Source organism: Luteibacter sp. NPDC031894, from assembly GCF_050273135.1.
Classification (GTDB): domain Bacteria; phylum Pseudomonadota; class Gammaproteobacteria; order Xanthomonadales; family Rhodanobacteraceae; genus Luteibacter.
The window spans coordinates 1,143,450-1,162,810 of sequence record NZ_JBNNMV010000001.1 but is presented as its reverse complement, the minus strand read 5'-3'; the positions used below and the strand labels follow the sequence as shown (position 1 = coordinate 1,162,810).

The 19,361-nt window shown below is 65.0% G+C and carries 16 protein-coding genes; 9 read left to right on the top strand and 7 right to left on the bottom strand.

All coding sequences use genetic code 11. The features are described 5' to 3' along the window. Positions 1 to 149: 149 nt before the first annotated feature. On the top strand, positions 150 to 746 hold the full coding sequence (locus tag ACQKIE_RS05585; RefSeq protein ID WP_427456610.1) for a DNA-binding protein: 597 nt from the start codon (positions 150 to 152) through the stop codon (positions 744 to 746). Between the two features lie 51 nt (positions 747 to 797). Here ACQKIE_RS05585 and ACQKIE_RS05580 read toward each other — a convergent pair whose 3' ends face one another. Further along, positions 798 to 950 (bottom strand): hypothetical protein, encoded by a 153-nt coding sequence (locus ACQKIE_RS05580; RefSeq protein ID WP_427456608.1) that lies wholly within the window; start codon positions 948 to 950, stop codon positions 798 to 800. 512 nt (positions 951 to 1,462) lie between these two features. Here ACQKIE_RS05580 and ACQKIE_RS05575 point away from each other — a divergent pair. From ACQKIE_RS05575 to ACQKIE_RS05555, 5 genes are all read left to right on the top strand, one after another. Beyond that, positions 1,463 to 2,575 carry an S-(hydroxymethyl)glutathione dehydrogenase/class III alcohol dehydrogenase gene (locus ACQKIE_RS05575; protein ID WP_427456606.1) on the top strand — a complete coding sequence of 371 codons (1,113 nt, stop codon included), beginning with the start codon at positions 1,463 to 1,465 and terminating at the stop codon, positions 2,573 to 2,575. 8 nt (positions 2,576 to 2,583) lie between these two features. Then, the gene (locus ACQKIE_RS05570; protein WP_427456604.1) at positions 2,584 to 2,808 is read left to right on the top strand and encodes an RNA-binding S4 domain-containing protein; all 225 of its coding nucleotides are present in this window, start codon (positions 2,584 to 2,586) and stop codon (positions 2,806 to 2,808) included. Between the two features lie 305 nt (positions 2,809 to 3,113). Beyond that, positions 3,114 to 4,940, top strand: coding sequence for a type IV secretory system conjugative DNA transfer family protein (locus ACQKIE_RS05565; RefSeq protein WP_427456602.1), 1,827 nt, complete (start codon positions 3,114 to 3,116; stop codon positions 4,938 to 4,940). A gap of 23 nt (positions 4,941 to 4,963) precedes the next feature. After that, entirely contained in the window at positions 4,964 to 5,779 is an 816-nt protein-coding gene (locus ACQKIE_RS05560) for a hypothetical protein (protein WP_427456600.1), read from the top strand. 18 nt (positions 5,780 to 5,797) lie between these two features. Next, the gene (locus tag ACQKIE_RS05555; protein ID WP_427456598.1) at positions 5,798 to 7,774 is read left to right on the top strand and encodes an XVIPCD domain-containing protein; all 1,977 of its coding nucleotides are present in this window, start codon (positions 5,798 to 5,800) and stop codon (positions 7,772 to 7,774) included. 98 nt (positions 7,775 to 7,872) lie between these two features. On the opposite strand, the gene ACQKIE_RS05550 is transcribed toward ACQKIE_RS05555, so the two are convergent. The 5 genes from ACQKIE_RS05550 to lexA all read right to left on the bottom strand — a co-directional run bounded on the left by ACQKIE_RS05550 (position 7,873) and on the right by lexA (position 14,270). Further along, the gene (locus ACQKIE_RS05550) at positions 7,873 to 8,172 is read right to left on the bottom strand and encodes a hypothetical protein (RefSeq protein WP_427456596.1); all 300 of its coding nucleotides are present in this window, start codon (positions 8,170 to 8,172) and stop codon (positions 7,873 to 7,875) included. 211 nt (positions 8,173 to 8,383) lie between these two features. Then, positions 8,384 to 11,530, bottom strand: a complete 3,147-nt coding sequence (locus ACQKIE_RS05545) for an error-prone DNA polymerase (protein WP_427456594.1) — start codon at positions 11,528 to 11,530, stop codon at positions 8,384 to 8,386. A 1-nt stretch (position 11,531) separates the two neighbouring features. Further along, positions 11,532 to 12,941 carry a Y-family DNA polymerase gene (locus ACQKIE_RS05540; RefSeq protein WP_427456592.1) on the bottom strand — a complete coding sequence of 470 codons (1,410 nt, stop codon included), beginning with the start codon at positions 12,939 to 12,941 and terminating at the stop codon, positions 11,532 to 11,534. A gap of 73 nt (positions 12,942 to 13,014) precedes the next feature. Next, entirely contained in the window at positions 13,015 to 13,644 is a 630-nt protein-coding gene (gene imuA / locus ACQKIE_RS05535) for a translesion DNA synthesis-associated protein ImuA (protein ID WP_427456590.1), read from the bottom strand. 2 nt (positions 13,645 to 13,646) lie between these two features. Further along, the gene (gene lexA, locus ACQKIE_RS05530; protein ID WP_427456588.1) at positions 13,647 to 14,270 is read right to left on the bottom strand and encodes a transcriptional repressor LexA; all 624 of its coding nucleotides are present in this window, start codon (positions 14,268 to 14,270) and stop codon (positions 13,647 to 13,649) included. A gap of 111 nt (positions 14,271 to 14,381) precedes the next feature. Between lexA and ACQKIE_RS05525 the strand changes: the two genes are divergently transcribed. Genes ACQKIE_RS05525 through ACQKIE_RS05515 form a run of 3 tightly spaced genes read left to right on the top strand, consistent with a single transcriptional unit; the run spans position 14,382 to position 16,907 of the window. Further along, positions 14,382 to 15,500: an MFS transporter gene (locus ACQKIE_RS05525; RefSeq protein WP_427456586.1), complete on the top strand. Its 1,119-nt coding sequence runs from the start codon at positions 14,382 to 14,384 to the stop codon at positions 15,498 to 15,500. 19 nt (positions 15,501 to 15,519) lie between these two features. Continuing rightward, a complete protein-coding gene (locus ACQKIE_RS05520) occupies positions 15,520 to 16,140 on the top strand; it encodes an HAD family hydrolase (protein ID WP_427456584.1) in 621 nt (206 codons plus the stop codon). Further along, positions 16,137 to 16,907: a DeoR/GlpR family DNA-binding transcription regulator gene (locus ACQKIE_RS05515; protein WP_427456582.1), complete on the top strand. Its 771-nt coding sequence runs from the start codon at positions 16,137 to 16,139 to the stop codon at positions 16,905 to 16,907. The genes ACQKIE_RS05520 and ACQKIE_RS05515 overlap by 4 nt, the downstream gene beginning before the upstream one ends. An 80-nt stretch (positions 16,908 to 16,987) precedes the next feature. Here the strand turns inward: ACQKIE_RS05515 and ppsA are convergent, their stop codons facing one another. Next, positions 16,988 to 19,360: a phosphoenolpyruvate synthase gene (gene ppsA / locus ACQKIE_RS05510; protein ID WP_427456580.1), complete on the bottom strand. Its 2,373-nt coding sequence runs from the start codon at positions 19,358 to 19,360 to the stop codon at positions 16,988 to 16,990. Position 19,361 lies beyond the last annotated feature (1 nt).

Below are 19,361 nucleotides of genomic sequence, written 5' to 3'. Positions count from 1 at the left end.
TGGCTTAGCGATTCGTGAAGCAGGCGTGCGCCTGGCTTCACCTCCCCGGTGCATTCCTGGTCCCTGACATGCAGGAGACGTCCGCATCACGTTTGTCCGCGCAGTCTCGTCCGCTGACGACACCGCTACTCCCCGGAGGAGAAACCGTCATGCCTGAGAAAAAAACCACTGCCAGGGCACAGAAAGACAAGCGCGAAGGGAAGGCGGCCTCGACGCAGGCCGGCGAATACGTACGCGAGGAGATCGAGCATGTGCGCGAAGGAAAGCACGGCGCACGCTCGGCCAAGCAGGCTATCGCGATAGGGCTGTCCAAGGCCCGACGGGCCGGCGTCAAGGCAAAACCCTCGAAGACCGCGAGCAAGGCGACGAAGAAGAAGGCTGCGCAGGATTCCCGCGCCGCCACGCGAAAGCGCTCGTCGGGAACGGCGGCGAAGAAATCCACGGCACGCAAGCGCGCCGCCGGTTCCTCGGCCCGGAAATCCACCGCGAAGAAGACGACCGCCCGGAAATCGACGGCGAAGAAGTCGTCGGCGCGGTCACAGGCGAGCACGCGTGCGCTGAAGCGCGAGGGCCGTTCCGCCACGTCCAAGCGGGCGCTGTCCGCGCAAGGGCATAAAGCAGCCTCGAAGCGCAGCGCCAGCAGCCGTTCGGCGGCCGCGAAGAAAGCGGCGCGTACGAAGGGTGCGGCAGGCCGGAAAACGGCCGCGAAGAAAGCGGCAAGAACCAGGGCGCGGAAGGCGTCCTGACAAAAGAAGGCCCGCCGCGAGGCGGGCCTTCCGTATGAGGGGACGCGAAAGTTAGACGGCGTCGCCGCTCAGCCGGCTGGCGACTTCGCCCAGCCAGTCGTAACCATCCATCTCGCCGCCAAAGAGGTCGAAGCTGCCGCCGTTATCGGCGCCAGCGGCGAATTCATAGGTCGAGATGCCGTATTCGTTGCGCAGTTCGTTCATGTCGTGTCTCCCAGTCAATGCCGACCGGATGTTTCTATTCTCTGGCGCCAACGCCGCCGGTCTCTGGCGTGGCGGGAACCTTACGCTGCCTGGTCGCTTCGAAGAAGTCGCTCAGGTGCACTGGTCCGTTTCGTTGGGTGAACAATCGGTTCGTTAGGCTTTCGTCACGCGGCTTTGGGCCGAATTTCTGAACTAACGAGTTTCCTATGTCCCTTTTCTATGGGCGACCTGGGGCTTTACAAGGGCTCCAGGGCATCAAAAGGTTCGACAGCGTTTGTAAGCAAAAGGTTCAAGGAAATCCTCAAACGAAACAGTTCCGTGTCTTCCTCGAACCCTTATCCGAGCCTTTCGTTCGCCTCAGGGGTCGAGTCCGTTAACTCAAGTTTAACTCAAGGCCGCCTCCCGCGCTACTGGGGAGAGCGTGGAAGCGTTCACGTTCGGCTTCGCGAGCGCCGCCAACGCAGGCACACGGGCTAGAATCCCCGGCCTGTCTTATCGAGGAATGCCCCGCCATGAAGTCTCGCGCCGCCGTTGCCTGGGAAGCAGGAAAGCCGCTTTCGATCGAGGAGATCGACGTCCAAGGCCCTAAAGCGGGAGAAGTCCTTGTTCGCATCGTCGCGACCGGCGTGTGCCATACGGACGCGTATACCTTGTCCGGCGACGATCCGGAGGGCGCGTTCCCGGTGATCCTCGGGCATGAGGGGGGCGGCATCGTGGAGGAGGTGGGCGAGGGCGTCACGTCGCTCAAGCCGGGCGACCACGTCATTCCGCTCTATACGCCCGAATGCGGCGAGTGCAAGTTCTGCCGTTCGGGCAAGACCAACCTTTGCCAGAAGATCCGCGTCACCCAGGGCCAGGGCCTGATGCCGGACGGTACCTCGCGCTTTTCGTTGAACGGCAAGCCGCTGCTGCACTACATGGGCACCAGCACCTTCAGCGAGTACACCGTGCTGCCGGAGATCTCGCTGGCGAAGATCAACAAGGACGCTCCGCTGGAGAAGGTCTGCCTGCTCGGCTGCGGGATCACCACCGGCATCGGCGCGGTGCTCAACACCGCCAAGGTGGAACCCGGCGCTACCGTCGCCGTGTTTGGCCTGGGCGGCATCGGCCTGTCGGTGGTACAGGGTGCGGTCATGGCGAAGGCCGGGCGCATCGTGGTGGTCGACACGAATCCGTCGAAGTTCGAGATGGCGAAGATGCTCGGCGCCACCGATTGCGTGAACCCGCGCGACTACCCGGACACGCCGATCCAGCAGGTGATCGTCGACCTCACCGATGGCGGTGTCGATTATTCCTTCGAGTGCATCGGCAACGTGGACGTGATGCGCGCCGCGTTGGAGTGCTGCCACAAGGGGTGGGGCGAATCGATCATCATCGGCGTTGCCGGAGCGGGGCAGGAGATCCGCACGCGTCCGTTCCAGTTGGTGACGGGTCGCGTCTGGCGCGGCTCCGCGTTCGGCGGCGTGAAGGGCCGCAGCCAGCTTCCGGGTTACGTGGAGCGCTACATGGGTGGCGAGATCAAGATCGATCCGATGATCACGTACACGATGGGCCTTGAAGACATCAATCGCGCCTTCGACCTCATGCATGAGGGCAAGGCCATCCGTTCCGTCATCGTCTACTGAGGTCCGCCATGCCGTTTCATGAATTCCGCCTCGAGGGCGACTATGTCGAACTCAACCTCCTACTGAAGCTGACGGGCATCGCGTCCAGCGGTGGCGAAGGCAAGCACATGGTCGCCGATGGCCTCGTCGCCGTCGATGGCGTGCAGGAACTACGCAAGACGTACAAGGTGCGTGCGGGCCAGGTAGTGACGATCGGCGATGAGGAAATCAGCATCCTTCCCGAAGTCGACTGACAAGCCTCCAACGTCGTCCACAAAAGAAGAACCCGGCGCCGCGAGGCGCCGGGTTCTTTCGTTCAGGCCCAATCCCAGCCGCCGTTCGCTTTCATCGCATCATCCAGCGCGTCCGTAACGCTATTCGAGAAACCTCTGCGCCTTCGTCTTCCGAAACATCTGAACGCAAAGACGGAACGCGAATGCCTCAAGGGATTGGCGCGAACCTCCCATAACGCGGCCTACAGCGCACGATGGCAATCACCTATTGCTGAGTCGAGCCACTTACTTGAGCATTCCTGCCGACCTCGCAAGGAGTGCTCCTCATGCATCCATGGAAGGCGGCCGTCGCCGTCGCTGCAATCCCCATTTCCCTCGCTGCGGCGGCCTACGGATCGGGCCATCTCATCTATCAGCTACTCGGCATCGACGGACACGCCGTGCAATGGAACACCGCGTGGCGATACTTGCAGGAGATCGATGCACCGAACTTCCAGCCTTACGCTTGGCGCATCAAGCTGGCGCTCGGCATCGGTTGCGGTGTGCCGTTCCTCGGCGGATGCGCAGCGGTGGTGGCGCTGTTCCGGCATGGAGCCTCCGCCCCCTCCACCCACGGCGATGCCTGCTTTGCCACGCTGGCCGACCTGAAGAAAGCCGGCCTGCTGACACGCAAGCCGGAAAGCATCCTCATCGGGACATTCAGGGGCCGCAAGCTGTGGATCGGTGGCGCCCAGCACGTCATCACCATCAGCCCGACCCGTTCGGGCAAGACCACCAGTCTCGTCATCCCGGTGCTGCTGACCTACGAGCACACGATCGTCGTGCTCGACCTGAAGGGCGAGCTTTACAAGGCCACCAGCGGACAGCGCAAGGCGATGGGCCAGGATGTCCTGGTCTGGGCGCCGTATGACGAAGACGGCAAGACGCACCGTTTCAACCCGATGACCCTGCTGGCGGGCTCGAACCCCGCCAGGCGGATCGGGGAATTGCAGACCGTCGCCGCCATCCTCTACCCGGACCAGCCGGGAGCCGACCCGTTCTGGACCACGCAGAGCCGTGCAGCGTTCACCGCCTTCGCCTCGTACCTGTTCGAAGCCTGGGAGCGGAAGCATCCGGGAAGCGCAGGAGCCCTGGCATCGTTGGTCAATACGTCGGAGGACTTCCCGAGCTTCGAGCGCCTCCTGCGTTTCTCCAGTGGCAGCGATGGGGAGACCACGCGGGACATGCTCGGCAGCATCCTGAGAGAGGCGAAACCGGGCGATATCAGTCCGCAGACGCGCACCGTGTTCGCCAACCTCGCGGGATTAGCCGACGAAACATTTTCCTCGGTGATCGCCGCTATGCAGGCGCCCTTGCAGCAGTTCCTGAGCCCGATCCTCGCGGCGGCAACCAACGCGACGGACTTCGACATCCGTCGCCTGCGGAAGAAGCCGACGACGCTCTACGTCAATATCCCGACGAACAAGCTGGACGAAAGCAGCAAGCTGCTGAACATCTTCTTCAGCACGGTCATCGGCAACAACCTCGACAAGCAGCTGGGCGAAGAGCCCGACCTGAAATACCAGATGCTGATGCTCATGGACGAGTTCACCGCCATGGGCCGGGTAGATGTGTGGGCGAAGCGTATTTCCATCGCGGCCAGCTACGGCGTACGGGACCTCTGCATCATCCAGAGCCGGGCCCAGTTAAGCGGTACGTACGGCGAGAACGACGCACAAAACTTCATCACCAACCACGGCGCGCAGATCGTGTTCGCGCCGCGCGAACAGGCCGATGCGAACGCGTACAGCGACATGCTGGGCTATCGCACTGTACGCAAGCAACAACGCAGCACCAGCCACGGCGGCGGCGGGCGACAAGTCTCGACCAGCCACGTGGAAGAGCGCCGGGCGTTGCTTCTACCGCAGGAAATCAAGGAACTGCCGGCCGACGATGAGCTGATCTTCTACGAAGGCTGCAAGCCCATACGGGCGAAGAAGAACTGGTTCTTCAAGGACAAGACGTTCAAGCAAAGGGCCGGCTTACCTCCGGCGGACGTCCCATGCGCGGCACAGGCTGCCGAACCGGCGCGGACCCCGGCAAAAGCCGGGGTGGCCCCGTTCGGATGCGCCGCCAAGCTGGAGCGGCGGTCTACCGCCCCGGTGACCTGCTAGTTCGACCAACCCAAGGAAGAATCATGGCGCCGGAAGACGACTTTGGCGATGAGGGCGCGCGCCCTTCATCACTCATCCCCATACACAAGCTGTCCACGCGCGACCCGCTGCATGACATGCAGCTACTTCGCGACGTGGCGATCATCAACGAGCAGGTGCGGCGTGAGCTGGGGCCGCCAGCACGCCCTGCGCTCCAACAGAAACCCGAGAAGGAAGGGGAAGAAATGAAACCTCGCGACCTTGCCATGGTGGCGCTCGTCGCCGCCGGCGCCACCGGGCTTACTGCTTGCGCATCATCCACACCAGCACCTTCGAACGATCCCGACGCAGCCATGCGCGCCGAATTTCACCTTCAACCCGTCAAGTGGCCGTTGAAGTTCAAAGAGCACACCCTCACGACAGTCTGCTACAGCACGCAGATATGCAGGGTCTGGTACGCAGGTGCGTGGTCGGGGTTTCGTAAACCATCGCCACCCTCCACCGACTATGGTCCAAAGTACCTCGATCACATCATGGGAGGGCACGTTGGTATCGCTAATTTCCCCGACCCGGCGGAGATCACATGGCGCTCCATGGATGGTACGGAGCATCAGGCCCATATCGACATCGGCGCGATTTTTCGCGATCGGCTGGTTCTACACCATGTGCCAAGAAACGAGGTAGCCGATTCCCCCCACGGAGAGCTCACGCTCGACCCGTTGATTCTGCTGGAGGTCAACGACCGGACGATTCGTGTGTATATGCGAATGTCTGTCCCGACGAAGCATCTTCGAGTCCCGGGTAATCCATACAGCGGCTACCGTAATGATTTGATCCTTGCCAAGACCTACCACTATTAGACACACGGAGTGTGATCCATGGGACATCTTCTTTCCGGTGGCACGGCTCGCCCTGCCAGCGCGAGCGATCTGGACGCCTACGAGCGGATGCGCGAACAGCAGGCGAAGCAGACCGTACCGGTTCTGCAACATCGAGATCGGCCGCACGAATACCTGTTCATCGCGCTGTTCGATGGCACCGGGCAGAGCGCTTATGATGATCGATTATTGACGAACATCGGTGAGTTGAAGGAACAAGCCGAGGTACTAAAACTTCGCCCAGACCGTCGGATCGGCGTCGGCTACGCCGAAGGTATCGGCACGCAGAAAAATCCGCTGACCCGCGCCATCGACGGCGCCTTTCCTTATACGTGGGACGACAAGATCCGGAAGGTCTACCGGAATCTCGCCGATCAGACGCAGCGATGGATGGATCAAGACCCGCAGGCGCAGATTCGCGTGGTCGGTGCCGGCTACAGCCGCGGCGCCGTTCTGGTGCCGGGATTCGCCCGACTTGTCGACAAGTTCGGAATCGTCGATCCTGAAGGCATGGAATTTGGCCGTGACACCCACGGCAACCTCACCGTCAAATCGCCACGCACGCTCGTGCCACCCGGCGAAGTCGCCCAGGCCGTCGGCCTGTTCGACCCGGTCGGCACGAACCTGCCGAAGAACTACGACGCACGCCTGCCCAAGTCCGTGCTCTCCGGCTTCTCGCAACTTGCCCGCGACGAGCAGCGCGAGCTGTTCGCGCACCAGACCATCCTCGATCCCGACTGGTCCGATGATGGCCGGTTCCTCAGTGCCACCGTTCCCGGAGGCCATTCAAACGTCGGCGGCGGCAATGATGAGGCGGGGCTCGAGACACTGGCCTTCAACGGCATGGCCGATTACCTCAACGCGCTGACCGACCGGCCGTTGTTCACTCATCGTCGCGTGCCGGACGATCCGGCGCAGTTCACGATCTTCCAGGCGACCGGCGCGACCGCGGCCTTCGGACTGCGCATGGACAAGGACGGCCAGCGCGATCTCCGCGACGAGCTGGCCAACTGCACCATCGTCGACATCTGCCGCGATGCCGAGCCGGTGGACCTGGCGCTGGCGAATCGGTTCGACTGGCAGCGTGTGACCCCGCACGTCCCCGAGCCACCGCCGCGACTGCCGGAGGCGATCGAGGTAACGCGATCCGTCGCAGCGCAGGCGATGCCCGCTCCGATGCCCGCGCCCGCGCCGACGCCACCGTCAGTTCTGCCGGTCATTCGGCTCGACGATCCGAGCCATCCCGACCACGGCCTGTACCTGGACGCGCAGGCACACGTCCACGACCTCGACCGCCAATTTAATAGAACGCCCGACCAGCGCAGCGACAACCTCAGCGCCGCCCTGGTCGTCGCCGCCCGCTCGGACGGCCTTCATCGCATCGACCGCATCGAACTGGGCAAGGATGCTTCCCTGCTGACGGTCGTCGAGGCACCGTTTGGCGCGCCGGAGAAGCGCAGCGAGGTGTCGGTGGTGGCGTCGATGAACACGACGATGGCCCGCAGTGCCGACCAGTGGTCCACTGCCATGCACGATTTTGACAGGGTGCAGGAACCGGCTCCGATGCTGGCGGGAACTCAGGCCCGCTCGCCAGGTCTTGCGATGTCCCCTGATCTTGGCGTCGGCCCGCATGACCCACGCCACCCGGAGAATCCCAATCATCGGCTCTTCAAGGAACTGGAACGCTGCGTACCGCAAGCTTCGGAAGACCGTTTGATGCAATTCACCGTCGCCTGCCACGCGAGCCGGATCGACGCCGATAACTTATCGGAGGTCCGCCTGGACGAGGAGAAGTCGACGATCGAATTCATCGGGACCGGATTCCGGACCATGCCGGCGAAGATCGACCTGGATAGCGAACCGCCCCGGCCTGAGCAGGCTATCGAGCAGATCGAGCAACATGACCAGCGGCAGGCTCAGATTCTGGAAGAGGTACGCGCGCAGCAGGCCCAGATGAGCATGGGGCGGTCGCTGTAAAGGGCCCTGGAGGTTGAGGTGCGCCCCAGAAGTTGGACACCCGTCCAATCTCTGGGGTGCAGTTCAAGGTGACGGGTTCTTTCGTTCAGGCGAGGGCGTTACATGCCTGACGTCGAGGACTTCGCGGGCTCGGACGTGGAGCCGTCCTTCTTCATCTTGTGTTTCTTATGGGTGGACTTCATCGAGCCGCTCTCGTCGGACTTCATCGAGTCGTTGCCCATCGTGCCGTGGCTCATCGAGTCGCCGGACTTCTTCATCGAATCGTGGCTGGTATGCGTTGGCGTGGCGGCGGTCGATGCCGGCGTGGGGGAAGTTTGCGAAGCGTCCTGGGCGAGGGCTGCGCCGCTTACGGCCATACAGCCCGCGAGCATCGCGACGATCAGTTTCGTGTTGCGCATGACGAATCTCCTGGAACAACGGTGGCGCCTTGGTAAGCATCGCGATGTTCGGCGCGAAGGCATCGCTCACGGGTAAGACCGGACGGTCCGGGGTTTGCTGACGCTATTCCTTTTCCGGCGTGCGTGCTCTTTGCAAAGCAGCAAATCGTGGGCAACCGTTCAGGAGGGATGCGTCGCTGTTAAACCAGGGTGAACCGAGGTGTCTCGATCGCTAGTGGAAATCGCGCGAGACGGAGCCGAGGTCCGGCAGCAGGTCGCTGAAGTCGTGGAGGCGAGTGGCCACGAGGTGGCACACGCCATCGATCGCCTGCCATTGGCCGTCGACGGCGAGCAGGACCGCATCCAGCAAGGCGTGGCGGCAGGCCTCCGCGACCTTTGGACGGACGATCACGTTGACTTGGCCGGTCTCGTCTTCCAGCGTGACGAAGGTGATGCCGCTGGCGGTCTGCGGACGCTGCCGCACCGTGACGAGGCCGGCGTGGCGCAACCAGGTGCCGTTGCGTTCGCGCTCGAGGTCGCTTGCACGTCGTGCGCGCCGGGCCAGCAAGTTCTTGCGAATCAGCCGAAGGGGATGCGCGGTGAGCGAAAGCCCGTGGGTGGCGTAGTCGGCGAAGACGTTTTCCGCCAGGGTGGGTGGGCGGAGCGTGGGGCGTGCTTCGGTGACGGCATCGAGCAGGGGCAGGGTGCGTTCGATGCCGGAACTCTCCCAACGCGCGCGGTGACGATGTCCGCTCAACACGCGCAGGGCACCGGCGTCGGCAAGGCGCTCGCGCTCGAAGCGGGTCAGGTCCGCGCGGCGTGAGAGGTCGGCGAGGTCGCGGAAGGGTGCTTCCTCGCGCGCGGCCACGATGCGCTCGCCAAGGCGGGCGGATAGCCCGCTCACGAGGCGCAGGCCGAGTCGCAGGGCATGCTTGCCGGGACGCCGGTCGATGGGCTCCAGCGTGCAGTCCCAATGGCTGGCGGTGACGTCGGGCGGTCGTACTTCCACGTGATGCTTGCGCGCGTCGGCGACGAGTTGCGCCGGCGCGTAGAAACCCATGGGCTGGCTGTTGAGCAGGGCGCAGGTAAAGACTTCGGGGTGGTGGCATTTCATGTACGAGGACGCATACGCGATAAGCGCGAAGCCCGCCGCATGCGACTCGGGAAAGCCGTAGCTGCCGAAGCCCTTGATCTGGTCGATGATCTGCTGGATGAACTCGGGGGAGTAACCGTTCTTCGCCATGTTCCGGCGTATCTTCCCGTCGAATTTTTCCAGGCCGCCGCGCCGTTTCCATGCCGCCATGGAACGACGAAGATGGTCCGCTTCCCCCGGGCTGAAATCGGCCACCTTCTGCAGGAGCGCCATGACCTGCTCCTGGAAGATGGGCACGCCAAGCGTGCGCCCCAGGACTTCCTCGACATTCTTCTCGTAGACGATCTCATCCGCCTTCAACTTGCGCCGCTCCAGGTACGGATGGACCATGCCGCCCTGGATGGGACCGGGACGGACGATCGCCACCTGGATCACCAGGTCGTAATACTCCCTCGGCCGGAGGCGTGGAAGCATGGACATCTGCGCGCGGGATTCGATCTGGAACACGCCCATGGTGTCCGCTTTCTGGATCATTTCGTAAGTGGGGCCGTCCTTGTCGGGGATGTCCGCAAGCCGCCGGTAATCCGGCCCGTCCTGCGCACGCAGCAGGTCGATCGCCTTGCGCATGCACGTGAGCATGCCCAGCGCGAGGCAGTCGACCTTGAGCAGCTTCATGGTTTCCAGGTCGTCCTTGTCCCACTGGATGATCGTGCGGTTGTCCATCGCGGCATTCTCCACCGGCACGAGGTGGTGCAGTGGCGTGTCCGAAATGACGAAGCCGCCGACGTGTTGCGAGAGGTGTCGCGGCATGCCGATGAGTTCGTCCACCAGCAGGATGAGCTGGCGGATGGTGCGGCTGGTGACATCGAAGCCGCGCTCGGCCAGGCGTTCGCGGATGTCCACGTCGCCATGGGCCTGCGAAAAAGCGCGGCTGAGCTGGTCCAGCTGGTCTTCGGAAAGCCCCAGCGCGCGGCCGACGTCGCGCGCCGCGCTCTTGTCGCGGTAGCTGATGACCGTGGCGGCCAGCGCGGCGCGTTCGCGTCCGTATTTTTCGAACACGTACTGGAGGACTTCCTCCCGGCGCTCGTGCTCGAAATCGACGTCGATGTCCGGCGGCTCGTCGCGCTCGATGGAGATGAAACGTTCGAACAAGGTCGATACCTGCGAAGGATTCACCTCGGTGATGTGCAGGCAGAAGCAGACCACGGAGTTCGCCGCCGAGCCGCGGCCCTGGCAGAGGATGTCCTTCGAACGCGCGAAACGGACGATGTCCTCCACGGTGAGGAAAAAGGCTTCGTATTGCTTCTGCGCGACGAGCTCGAGCTCCTTCTCGATGCGTTGCACGATGCCGGGCGCAACGCCTTCGGGCCAGCGCTTCGCGGCGCCCTCGTAGGTCAGCCGGCGCAGGTACGTCGTGGCGTCGAGGCCCTCCGGCACCAGTTCGCGGGGGTAGACATAGTTGATCCGCCGGATGTCGAAACCCGTGCAGCGCGCGGCGACGACGAGGGTTTCCTCCACGATGTCGCGCGGATAGATACGGGCGATGGTCTCGCGCCTGCGCAGGTGGCGCTCGCCATTCGGGAACAGCGCATGCCCGGCTTCGGACAACGGTTTGTTGAGCCGGATCGCGGTCATCACGTCCTGCAAGGCGCGGCGGCTCCGCACATGCATGTGGACGTCTCCCGCGGCGACGCAAGGCAACGCATGGCGCGTTCCCAGTTCACGCATCGCGGCCAGTTCGGCAACGTCGTGCTGGCCGCGGTGCAACTCCACGGCCAGCCACGCGCGTCCGCTGAAATGGGCCGCGACCCACGCGGCGCGGTCTTCATGCGTGGCCGCTTCCGTGGCGCCGTAAGGGCCGGGTGCCCAGAGGAGGCAGAGGCCGGGGCCGAGTGTTTCCAGGTCGCCGCGATGGATCTCGTAATGGCCCTTCGGTGCACGCCGCCGCGCCAGTGTTATCAGCCGGCACAACTCCGTGTATCCCGCCTGGTCCTCGACCAGGAGGACCACGACGGTGCCGTCGGTAAGCCGGAACTCGCTGCCGACGATCAGCGGCAGTCCGGTCTCGATCGAGGCCTCCAGCCCGCGCACGATGCCGGAGAGCGAACACTCGTCGGTGATGGCGAGCGCCGTATAACCGATGGCTTTCGCCCGTTCGAACAACTCGCGCGCACTCGATGCGCCGCGCTGGAAGCTGAAGTCGCTGAGTGCATGCAGTTCGGCATAGGCGGGGACGTCGATATCTCCGTCGTTTGCCGGAAGCAGGTGGGCCGTGTCGATCGGCATGTCAGGCGAACCAGCCGTGCAGCATCCAGCCGTCGAGGGTGCCCGGAGGCAGGTAGGCCCAGGCTTGCTGTCCGTGCACGGTACGCACGATGTAGTAATCACGGCGCGTGTCGAAACCGTCCCACCAGCCACTTTCGATGCGTTCGGGACCAGCGAGCACGGCGGCGGGTTCCGGTCGCATCGGCATCGGCCGCGGCAGCAGCCAGAGGGGGCGACGACGTCGCGGCGGCGATACCGTGCCCGAAGGTTTGCCGTAACGGGACGCGTATTCGGGTCGGTGATCGGCCACCAGCGCGATCTGCCGCAGCGCCGCGTCGCCGAGGCGGGCGCGCAGGCGTTCGTCGAGCGTGGGCCAGTCCAGGCCGTCGCCGCGCACGGGCTCGAAAAGGTCGCGCACGGGCGGGCGGAATACCGGCAGCTCGGCGGCGTCCAGTTCGATCGCTCGCGCCGGAGCGGGCAGGGAGGCGCGTTCCAGGCGCGTGCGCGCCAGCTCGAACAATCGCTCGGCATCGCGCTGCGGCGCGGCCATGGCGACAGGAATGAGCGTGGTTTCGCCACGGGCGTGCTCGAGGGTAAGGGTGAAGCGCTGCACGCCGCCGTCGCGTGCGGCGAGCAGGTTGGCGAGCGCGCGGGTGAGGCGGCGCAGCGGGAAGAGCAACGGCTGGCTGCCGTCCAGTTCGCCGTCGAACTCGATCTTCTGCCGGAAGCTCGCCGGAGGCTGCCATGCGGGCAACACGTCGGAAGCCTGTCCTTGGATGCGGTCGAGCCAGTTCACGCCCTCGCGCCCGATGCGTCGCGTGAGTTCGGGGCGCGGCAGGCGGAATACCTCGTCGAGGCGACGGAAGCCCATCGCCTGCAGCGACGTCACCGTGGCGGCGGGCAGGCCGCTCTGTTTCAGGGACAAGGCGCCAAGCATGCGCCGCACGCCTTCATGCTCGGGCAACACCATGCCGTCGGCACTGGCGGCGAAGACCCAGGACGCGGCGGCGAACGGCGTGGCCGCCAGCGTATGCGCGTGACCTTGTTCGTTAAGCCCGGCGCGCAGCCGTTCGGCCAGTACCGGCCAGCCGTCGAACAGGCGCAGGCTGGCGCCGACTTCCATCAGGATCGCGTTCGGCGGCACGAGGCTCACGTGGCCACTGAACTGGTAGCACCACGCGGCCAGTTCGGTGAGCAGGCGTTCTTCCGCGTCGGGATCGCGCGGGCGTACATCGAGAGCGGGACACAAGGCGCGCGCAGCGGCGAGGCTTTGACCGCGACGAACACCGAGGGATGAGGCCTCTGTGTTCGCCGCGGCAATCAGGCGCTGGCGCGCCTTGTGATCCAGCAGGGCGGAGGGGCCTGCCTCCGGTGTCGCGGCGAAGGCGGCGGAGAACGCCAGGCCGGGAAAACGGAGACAGGCCCAAAGCATGGCTGCGTAAGAGTGGCGACGACGGTGCGTCCGTCATGACGGCGTGGCATACGCTTCGTCATGAGGACTTCCATCAGGCCCGCATGCGCAGCAGCGGAGCGGTGGTGGTCAGCAGACCCCGTGACTTGAGCACGTCCACGTAAGTGGCTTCGTCGCTGTTGCTGACCTTGAGGCGGAGCGCGGCCGGGCTGTTCTGCGCGGCGTGCGCGGCGGGCCGGAAGATCATGGCGCAGGCATCGCCGCTTTCGGCGGCCAGCTGCAGGCGGCGCAGGCTGCGGTAATCGATGTCAGGTAGCCAGCCGACCACGGCGCCGCAGCAACCCGAGCGCAGGCACTGCTCCATGCTCCATGCGGCCTCGGTGCTGCCGGCGTGGATCTCGTGCAGGAAGCGCAGGTCCACGCCGGCCGCCGCGAGGGCGGGCGCATAAGGCTGGTAGGGCGGGGCGACGAAGATCACCCGGCGGTGTTCCTGGGTGAGCGCGGCCAGCGCGGGCATCACCAGGTCCAGTTCACCCAGGCCGTCGTGTTCGAACAGGATCTCGCTCAACGCGCCCTGCGGCCAGCCGCCACCGGGAAGTTTCGCATCCAACGAGGTCCAGCCCGTCGTCAACGCACGCACGCGCGGCTGGCGATCGGCTGACCGCCGCCAGATACCGGGATGGTCGAGCACCTGGGCAAGGTTCGGGGTAACGATGGCGTTCATGGTCAGGTCCTGCGGATGATGCCGACGTAACGCCCTTCGATGGCGAACGCATGGCGGCGTGGGTCGACTTCGATGGGATCGAAGTCGGGGTTTTCGGGTAACAACAGGAGGCGGTCGCGTTCGTGCTTCAGGCGCTTCACGGTGACTTCGTCATCGAGCCGGGCGACGACGATCTGTCCGTCGTTCGCCGTGGCGGTCTTGTGCACGGCGAGCAGGTCGCCGTCGAGGATGCCGGCGTCGCGCATGCTCATGCCCACCACGCGAAGGAGGTAGTCGGCGCGGGGACGGAACAGCGCCGGATCCACTTCGAGCTGTGACTCGATGTTTTCCTCGGCGAGGATGGGCGAACCCGCGGCGACGCGGCCGATCAAGGGGAGGTCGTTCGCCGCCGCCAGGCCGCGGAAGCCCGTGTCGCCCGCCGGCAGGCGCAGGCCGCGATGCTGCGGCGAGCGCTCCAGCACCCCTTTCTTTACCAGCGATTCTACGCAGGCCTGGGCGGAACTGTGGCTGGAGAAACCCAAGGCGTCGGCGATCTCGCGCAGCGTGGGAGGAAGACCTTGGCTCTGCAGGTATTCCCGCAGGAACGCGAGGGTCTTTTGCTGACGGTCTGTAAGGGGAGTCGACATGTGTACATTTGTACAGGTCTACGCTGCGGTACGCAAGAGAGAAATGAGTTGCACGTTTGTGCACGATTCAATACATTGATGCCCGAATCGTCATCCTCGAAAGGACGCCCCATGCGACCAGCGCGAGCCACCCGTCTCGTCTTCCTCCTCTCCGGTATCGGCATGGCCAGCTGGGCCCCGATGGTCCCGTACGCCAAGGCGAAACTCGGCCTCGACGAGGCCACGCTGGGCCTCGTGTTGCTGTGCATGGGTTGCGGCGCGGTCGCGGCCATGCCGCTGGCGGGGTTCCTGACCCATCGCTACGGCAATCGCGACGTGATCGGTGTCAGCGCGTTGATGGTCTGCGTGGCCTTGCCCTTGCTGACGATCGCGCCGGACGCGTACTGGCTGGGTGCGGCCCTGCTGTTCTTCGGGGCCTCGCTGGGCGTGGTCGACGTCGCCATGAACGCGCACGCCGTGGATGTCGAGAAGCATGCCGGCAAACCGATGATGTCCGGCTTCCATGGCCTCTTCAGCGTCGGTGGCCTGGTCGGTTCGGCTGGCATGGCCGCCTTGCTGAAAGCGGGCATGCCGCTCACCGGCGGCGCGCTGGCCGTGTCGGGGGGCTTGCTGGCGATCGTGGCCACGCAGTGGCGGCATTTCATCGTCCGCCTGCACGACACCGACGAAACGCATTCCATCTTCCGCCTTCCTTCCGCTGCCGTGCTCCTGCTCGGGTTCCTCTGCCTGGTCGTGTTCCTCGCCGAAGGCGCGATGCTGGACTGGAGCGCGGTCTTCCTTCGCTATTCGCGCGGCTTCGATCCTTCGCTGGCGGGTCTCGGTTATGCGGCGTTCTCCGTCGCCATGGCGTGCGGGCGGCTCCTCGGCGATCGCATCACGGCCTCGTTGGGCCCGGTGACGATCGTCCGCGCCGGCGCCTTCCTCGCGGCCCTGGGCTTCTTCCTCGCCACCGTGTTGCCATGGGGGCCGATGGCGCTGGTGGGTTTCGTCCTCGTCGGACTCGGCGCATCGAACATCGTCCCGGTGCTGTTCAGCGCCGCCGGCCGGCAGCCCCGTACCTCGCCGGGCATCGCTATCGCCACGGTCACGTCGCTCGGCTACGCGGGCATGCTCGCCGGGCCGGCGGCCATCGGCTTCGCGGCCCAGCACAGCAGCCTCTCCATCGCCCTTTGCGGCGTGGCCGTGCTGCTCGTCGTCGTCTCGGCCTGCGCGTCCATCGCGCGGCGTTAATCGCCACAAGGAATCCACCATGCACAGTAAACGCGATGTCGTCATCTTCGATTTCGGCGGTGTCCTTATCGACTGGAACCCGCGCTACCTCTATCGCAAGCTGTTCGGCGACGACGAAGCGGCGATGGAAGCCTTCCTCGCGGAAGTGACCACGCCCGAATGGAACCTGCAGCAGGACGCGGGGCGCTCATGGGACGAGGCCGTGCGCCTGCTCACGGCGGAGCACCCGACCAAGGCGGATCTCATTGCCGCCTACCAGCATCGCTGGGAGGAAACGCTCGGCGGCCCCATCGACGACAGCCTGCACATCCTGCGCGAGTTGAAGGAGGCCGGACATCCGCTCTACGGCCTCACCAACTGGTCGCAGGAGACCTTTCCCGTGGCGGAAGAACGTTTCGATTTCCTCTCCCTCTTCGACGGTATCGTCGTGTCCGGGAAGGAAGGCATGATCAAGCCCGATCCGAAGCTCTACGAGACCCTGCTCGAGCGCTACGACATCGACCCATCGCGCGCCGTCTTCATCGACGACAACAAGGCGAACGTGGACGCCGCGGAAGCCCTCGGCATCCATGGCATCCACTTCCATGCGCCGGCGCAGCTGCGGACGGAGTTGATCGAGCTGGGCTTCCTGCCGCGATGAACGCGCCGTTCGACACCACGCTGCCACGCGAGCGACAACAGCTGATCCTCGACCGGCTGGGTCGCGACGGCAAGGTGGTCGCCGCCGATCTCGCCCAGGAATTCCGGGTCTCGGAGGATTCCATCCGTCGCGATTTGCGCGACCTCGCGGCACAGGGGTTGTGCCGGCGCGTGTATGGCGGCGCCTTGCTCATGCAACACGTCGCACCGCTCGATGAGCGCCATCGCGAGCGGGCGGAGTTGAAGCGCGCGCTTGCCCGCGTGGCCGCGGCATTGGTCGGCGAAGGACAGATCCTCTTCGTCGATGCCGGTTCGACCAACACCGCGTTGGCCAAGGCACTGCCGGACCATCGCGACCTCACGGTGGTGACCAACGCGCCGGACGTGGCGACCGCGGTGCTGGGCAGGCCTGGGTTCGAAGTGATCCTGCTCGGCGGACGCGTGGACCCGCGGATTGGCGGCGCGATCGGCTCGCGCACGGTGCGGCAGGCCCAGGACATTCGCGCCGACCTCTGCTTTCCGGGGGTATGCGCGATCGATCCCGAGCGCGGGCTATGGACCTTCGACGAGGAGGAGACCGTGTTCAAGCAGGCCATCATCGAGGCCAGCGGAGAGACGGTGGCCATCGCCACGCCCGACAAGCTGGTGGCCTCGGCGACGCATCACACGGCGCCGATCACGGGCATCACGCATCTGGTGGTGGCGAGCGATACGGATCCGGCGGTGGTGGCGCGCTATCGCGCGGCGGGCGTGACCGTGCACATGTAATCGCCGACAGGGTCGGCTCCCACCGAGCAGGTTGCAGTGCCTGGTGGGAGCCGACCCTGTCGGCGATGCTTTTGAAGCCCTTAGCCGGCCTTCTTCTTTGCCAGCCGCAGCCAGGTATCCACCACGGTATCCGGGTTCAACGACATCGATTCGATGCCCTGTTCCATCAACCATTCGGCAAGGTCCGGGTGGTCCGACGGACCCTGGCCGCAGATGCCGACGTACTTGCCCTTCTCGCGCGCCGTTCGGATCGCCATGGCGAGCAGCTTCTTCACCGCCGCGTCGCGCTCGTCGAACAGGTGGGCGACGATGCTCGAATCGCGGTCGAGGCCGAGGGTGAGCTGGGTCAGGTCGTTCGAGCCGATCGAGAAGCCGTCGAAGATGTCGAGGAATTCGTCGGCCAGGAGGGCGTTCGACGGGACTTCGCACATCATGATGACCTTCAGGTCGTGCTCGCCCTGGACCAGACCGTTCTGGCGCAGTACCTCGACCACCTTGCGGCCTTCGTCCAGCGTGCGCACGAACGGGATCATCACCCACACATTGGTGAGGCCCATCGTTTCGCGCACGTGCTTCACCGCCTTGCACTCGAGCGCGAAGGATTCGGCGAAGCCCGGATCGACGTAACGGCTGGCGCCGCGGTAGCCGATCATCGGGTTCTCTTCATGCGGCTCGTACCGCGAGCCGCCGAGCAGGCCGGCGTATTCGTTCGACTTGAAGTCGGACAGGCGCACGATCACCGGCTTCGGATACACCGACGCGGCGATGGTGGCGATGCCTTCGCCGAGGCGATCGACATAGAACGACACCGGATCCTTGTAGCCGGCGATGCGCGCGTCGATACGCGCCTTGGTTTCGGCGTCCTGCTTGGCATATTCCAGCAACGCCTTCGGATGCACGCCGATGTGGCTGGCGATGATCATCTCGAGACGGGCCAGACCGATGCCGGCATTCGGCAACATGCCGAAGTCGAACGCGCGTTCCGGGTTGGCCACGTTCATCATGATCTTCAACGGCGCCTCGGGCATCGCGCCCAGGTCGGCGGTGATGCGATCGAACTTCAGGATGCCTTCGTAGATCGTGCCGGTGTCGCCCTCGGCACAGGACACGGTGACGTCGGCGCCGTCCGGAATGGTGTCCAGCGCGTTACCGCAACCGACGACCGCCGGCACACCGAGTTCGCGCGCGATGATCGCGGCGTGGCAGGTACGGCCACCGCGGTTGGTGACGATCGCGGCCGCACGCTTCATCACCGGCTCCCAGTCGGGATCGGTCATGTCGGCCACGAGCACGTCGCCGGGCTGAACCTTGTTCATGTCGGCGAGCGAGCGGATCACGCGCGCCTTGCCGGCGCCGATCTTCTGGCCGATGGCCCGGCCTTCGGTGAGCACCTTGCCCTTCTCGCCGAGTTGGAAGCGCTCCAGCGTGGTCGCATGGGAGCGCGACTTCACCGTTTCCGGGCGCGCCTGCACGATGTACAGCTTGCCGGTGTGACCGTCCTTGGCCCACTCGATATCCATCGGGCGGCCGTAGTGCTTCTCGATGACCAGCGCCTGGCGCGACAGTTCTTCCACGTCGGCATCGTCGATGCAGAAGCGGTGGCGATCCTGCACCGGTGTTTCCTCGATGCGCACGCGCTCGCCGGGCTGATCGGAGTAGACCATGCGCTGCTGCTTCGCACCCAGGCTGCGGCGAAGCACGGCGGGCTTGCCTTCGCGCAGGGTCGGCTTGAACACGTAGAACTCATCGGGGTTCACGGCACCCTGCACGACCATCTCGCCGAGGCCGTAGGAGCCGGTGACGAACACCACGTCGCGGAAACCGGATTCGGTGTCGAGGGTGAAGAGCACGCCCGAGGAACCGACATCCGAACGCACCATCAGCTGCACGCCTGCAGAGAGGAACACGTCCTCGTGCTTGAAGCCCTGGTGCACGCGGTAGGCAATGGCACGATCGTTGTACAACGAGGCGAAGACTTCCTTCACCTTGTGCAGCACGTCGTCGATGCCGACGACGTTGAGGAAGGTTTCCTGCTGGCCGGCGAACGAGGCGTCGGGAAGGTCCTCGGCAGTGGCGGAGGAGCGCACGGCCACCGCGATGTCGGTGGCGCCGGCATCCTTGCAGAGCTTGATGTAAGCCTCGCGGATGGCCTGCTCGAGGTCGGCGGGGAGGGCGGTGTCGACGATCCAGCCGCGGATTTCCTTGCCGCCGCGGGTCAGTTCGTCCACGTCGTCCACATCGAGGGTGGCCAGGCGCTCGGCGATGCGCTTCGCGAGGCCGCTCTTCTCGAGGTAGGTCTGGAAGGCGTCGGCCGTGGTGGCGAAGCCGCCCGGCACGGAGACACCCAGTTTCGCCAGGTTGCCGATCATCTCGCCAAGGGAGGCGTTCTTGCCGCCCACCTTGCCCAGGTCGGTCATGCGCAGCGCGTCGAGCCAAAGTACCAGGTCGCTCAAG